Annotated in this window: 5 protein-coding genes; 1 reads left to right on the top strand and 4 read right to left on the bottom strand. The window is 40.2% G+C overall.

The window, feature by feature from the left end; translation table 11 throughout:
- The first annotated feature begins 477 nt into the window (after positions 1–477).
- A complete protein-coding gene (gene asnS / locus NJ959_RS26790) occupies positions 478–1,869 on the top strand; it encodes an asparagine--tRNA ligase (RefSeq protein ID WP_254014811.1) in 1,392 nt (463 codons plus the stop codon).
- Positions 1,870–2,496: 627 nt separating this feature from the next.
- Here asnS and NJ959_RS26785 read toward each other — a convergent pair.
- From NJ959_RS26785 to NJ959_RS26770, 4 genes are all read right to left on the bottom strand, one after another.
- Complete coding sequence (locus tag NJ959_RS26785; protein ID WP_254014810.1) at positions 2,497–2,748, bottom strand: NDH complex assembly factor CRR9; 252 nt, start codon at positions 2,746–2,748, stop codon at positions 2,497–2,499.
- 17 nt (positions 2,749–2,765) lie between these two features.
- Positions 2,766–3,197, bottom strand: a complete 432-nt coding sequence (locus tag NJ959_RS26780; protein ID WP_254014809.1) for a Uma2 family endonuclease — start codon at positions 3,195–3,197, stop codon at positions 2,766–2,768.
- 38 nt (positions 3,198–3,235) lie between these two features.
- Positions 3,236–3,664: a hypothetical protein gene (locus NJ959_RS26775; protein WP_254014808.1), complete on the bottom strand. Its 429-nt coding sequence runs from the start codon at positions 3,662–3,664 to the stop codon at positions 3,236–3,238.
- 16 nt (positions 3,665–3,680) lie between these two features.
- A partial coding sequence (locus tag NJ959_RS26770; protein WP_254014807.1) for a hypothetical protein occupies positions 3,681–3,960 on the bottom strand: 280 nt, incomplete at its 5' end.

Raw genomic sequence — 3,960 nt, 5'->3', positions numbered from 1 at the left:
TTTTGTCTGTGTAGCGACAGATTTCAATCTGTCGTAAAATTTGAGCATGAAACAGACCTGCGATCGAGGGCAGGGCTAATCAACCCCTCCCCAACCCCTCTCCCTCAAAAAAAAAGTAATTTACATAACGTAACAAATGAGAAAAGGCTGAAAGTGCCTTAACTTCGTTAAATTTATTAAGATTAATTCTCAATACTTGACGAGATTGCGTCGTTTCAGCTATTGTGGTCTAATAATCCAAAGGAGGGCTAATGACCTTTTTGGGATTTGGCACAGAATTGCGATTACTTCTGCCATATTCTGCATATCTCTAATATCTGGTTTTAACCAGTCAAATTGCTTCTGCTTAGAATCCCTATGTATGGGAGACAGGGGAGTGTCAAATATCATCCTGACTGCTAACTCGATCTGGCGATTAAACTAGAAATAATGCCCGATATTGGCAAAAGCTACGGATTCAATCAAAAATCAAAAAACATGGTAAATCAACGGATTGCAGAAATATTGCGCAATAGTCAGCCTGATGAGTCAGTTACGATTAAAGGCTGGGTACGGACAAAACGAGAATTGAAGGAATTTACCTTCATTGAGGTTAATGATGGCTCATTCCTAGCAAATTTACAAGTTGTCCTCAATCCCGACTTACCCGACTATGACACTATCCTCAAACAGATTAACACAGGAGCATCGGTTGAAGTATCTGGTGTCATTGTACCATCTCTGGGAAAAGGACAGCGGATTGAATTAAAAGCATCCTCAGTAATAGTATACGGCGATGCAGATGCGGCAACTTATCCACTCCAAAAGAAACGCCATTCCTTTGAATTTTTGCGGACGATTGGACATTTGCGATCGCGGACGAATACAATTGGTGCTGTATTCCGTGTCCGTAATGCTTGTGCTAGCGCCATTCACCAGTTTTTTCAGGAACGGGGATTTTTGTGGATTCACAGTCCAATTATTACCGCTAGCGATTGTGAAGGTGCGGGGGAGTTATTTACTGTTACTAGTTTAAATCTCAATAATATTCCCAAAACTAAAGCGGGCGAAGTCGATTTTAGTCAGGACTTTTTTGGACGTAAAGCTTATCTTACCGTGAGCGGACAATTACAAGCCGAAGTCATGGCAATGGCTTTTCGCGATGTCTATACCTTTGGTCCCACATTCCGTGCCGAAAATTCTAATACTTCCCGACATTTAGCCGAGTTTTGGATGGTGGAGCCGGAAATGGCATTTTGCGATTTGAATGGGGATATGGATTTGGCAGAGGCATTTCTGAAGTATATTTTTAAGTATGTTTTGGATAAATGTCCAGAAGATATGGAATTCTTCAATGAGCGGATTGATAATTCTGTACTGGCAACCGCTGAAAATATTATAAATAATGAGTTTCAGCGGATTACTTATACAGAGGCGATTTCACTATTAGAAAAGGCAGAGCGCCAGTTTGAGTATCCCGTCAATTGGGGATTGGATTTACAATCGGAACATGAACGCTATTTAGCAGAGGAATTGTTTAAAAAACCAGTAATAGTCACCAATTATCCGGTGGGGATTAAGGCATTTTACATGCGGTTAAATGATGAGGAAAAAACAGTGGCTGCTATGGATGTTCTCGCACCTAAGATTGGTGAGATTATTGGTGGTTCTCAGCGGGAAGAAAGACTAGATGTTCTCCAAAAACGGATGGAAAGTCAAGGGATAAATCCGGAAGATTTATCTTGGTATTTGGATTTGCGCCGTTATGGTACTGTACCTCATGCCGGGTTTGGTTTGGGGTTTGAACGGTTGGTACAGTTTATGACGGGGATGGGGAATATTCGGGATGTGATTCCTTTCCCGCGCACGCCTTTGAGTGCGGATTTTTAAATAGAGATTTAAATAGAGAGAAACCTTTTGTGGCTTAAGAAACCCAGTTTTTTGGAGAAACCGGGTTTCTATTTGCGAGCGCACTCAAGAGTCGGGATATTTTTTCTTTCTCTATTCTTATCTCCGCTATTCCATCAGTGTGACTTTATGAGTTTGATTATGTTTTTGTCACACATTGCCAAGGTAGGTACGGAAAACCCCCCCAAAAAAGTAGTAGTTTACATAACGTAATAAATCCTCGAAGGCTGAAAGTGGCTTAACTTCGTTAAATTTATTAAGATTAATTCTCAATACTTGACGAGATTGCGTCGTTTCAGCGATTATGGTAGCATAATCCAAAGGAGGGCTAATAACCTTTTTATGATTTTATATGCTATTGCGATTCACTTCACAAGTGTCTAACTTCTTTTGGAGCGTGTCTGGGTGAATATCCCGATGTTGACTCGATCGATATTTTTTTAACGCATAGACGCGCAGCGGCTTCTCGCCAGAGTAGGGCGCAAAGGGTTTTGATCGGCTTTTATGGTGATGAGGGGGAATTATAGCAGTCGCCAAGGCATTCAGGATATTGTTTTATTCCCCATTTTGACTTTTAAATGGGTGACTTTTGACTTTACCCACATTTGTTTACCATTTGAGGAAGGCGGATTCGATGCCTTTTTCTTGTCTAATCTTGGCATCTTTTTCAAACCAAGCAATGACTTGTTGATGGGTTAATTCTTCAACTGTGGTATTAGTCTCTTGGGCAATATGTTTCAAGAGTCTTAGGGATGAAATTGTTAATCTGGTGAGAAACTTCTCGTGGGAAGCTAGCAGCGCTTTATCTACATCGGCTGATTCTTCTAGGGTTAAAAATTGTGTTGGTTGTTGTTCGTTCATAAAACTTTGGGAATAGACTACTCAGCTCGATCAATTGCCCATCTGAATTCTAAACCTGCCTCAACTGTATCTGTCATCAAGAAACAACGACTCAGGAGAGCAATATCTAAGTCAGGTAATACAATAGAGCGAGGGATTCGCTTCCTACCAATAAAATAGGATTCATCAGCTTGTGCGGAAGCAACACCTTCTTTTTCTTGGGTAAAATTGCCTGTGGGAGCAAACTGGATTATTTTTTCCATACAGTAGATGAAAAGTAGGGCAGAAATTGTCCTGCTGAAAAATTCACGATCTTGGGAAACTGCCAATATTTCTACCTCACCTTCATAGTAAAACAATCTGATGCCTGGAGAGTCAGCAAATCCACTCTGAATTGACTTGAACTTTTGCCAAGTAATTCCAGAGTGGACGAGTCGTCGATCTTTTGGTTTTGAAAGTGTCTCTGTCATAGGATTGCTCTTAGAGCTTTCGGGATGCTTAAATATATTTACTTGATGTGGCTTCTTGCAACTACAAAAGGAGATTCAACATCCAGTAGCCAGTTTTCATCAACGACTTTCAGATTAGTATCTAAAATGAGAGTTAGTTCACCAATTTCACCATCCTCCTCATCTGTAAGTAAATCATTTTCGAGAGCAGATAAGTCAGCTTTAAGTAAAAATTTGAGCTGAATCCAGTGAGAAGTGGGATAGTTGTCGATCAATGTTGTGCCAATAGAACGACTTGTTAACTCAGTACAGATGGGATTGCTAATCGCAATTTCTTCGTAAAAGTTATTCTTGCTATCCCAGTAACCGTGTATTTTGTAATTACAGGATTCGAGATGTCTACTGACGATATGATTTAGCTCAATAGAAACTAAAATATTATCAATATCTTCCCAGATTTTACGATCGTTCAAGGTAACTGTATTCATAAGACATATTTCTCTATCAATGGCTTGTTTTGACACCAGGAAAGTATAACACTTCATTTATAAATTTTCCATGATAGCGGTAATCTCCGCCTTCTCCCAAGACTTTTGACTTGAGATGGTAGCCTTGTATCTCAGAAGGAACAAGACCGATACTACCATCGGGCGGTACTCTACCAAAGTGAATTGCTTTTAGATGTTTATTATTTGGATCGTATCTCTTTCCCGTGCGGATTTGCTTTTTGGTGACATCTCCTACACCAACCTGGGTACAGGTATGGTGTAGGCTTCCAAACCAG

This window comes from Limnofasciculus baicalensis BBK-W-15 (assembly GCF_024178385.1).
Lineage (GTDB): Bacteria > Cyanobacteriota > Cyanobacteriia > Cyanobacteriales > Coleofasciculaceae > Limnofasciculus > Limnofasciculus baicalensis.
This window is presented reverse-complemented; position numbering and strand designations above follow the sequence as displayed.

Coding starts and splice junctions, on each gene's coding strand:
- asnS (WP_254014811.1), top strand. CDS start 478: ATGGTAAATCAACGGATTGCAGAAATATTGCGCAATAGTCAGCCTGAT.
- NJ959_RS26785 (WP_254014810.1), bottom strand. CDS start 2,748: ATGAACGAACAACAACCAACACAATTTTTAACCCTAGAAGAATCAGCC.
- NJ959_RS26780 (WP_254014809.1), bottom strand. CDS start 3,197: ATGACAGAGACACTTTCAAAACCAAAAGATCGACGACTCGTCCACTCT.
- NJ959_RS26775 (WP_254014808.1), bottom strand. CDS start 3,664: ATGAATACAGTTACCTTGAACGATCGTAAAATCTGGGAAGATATTGAT.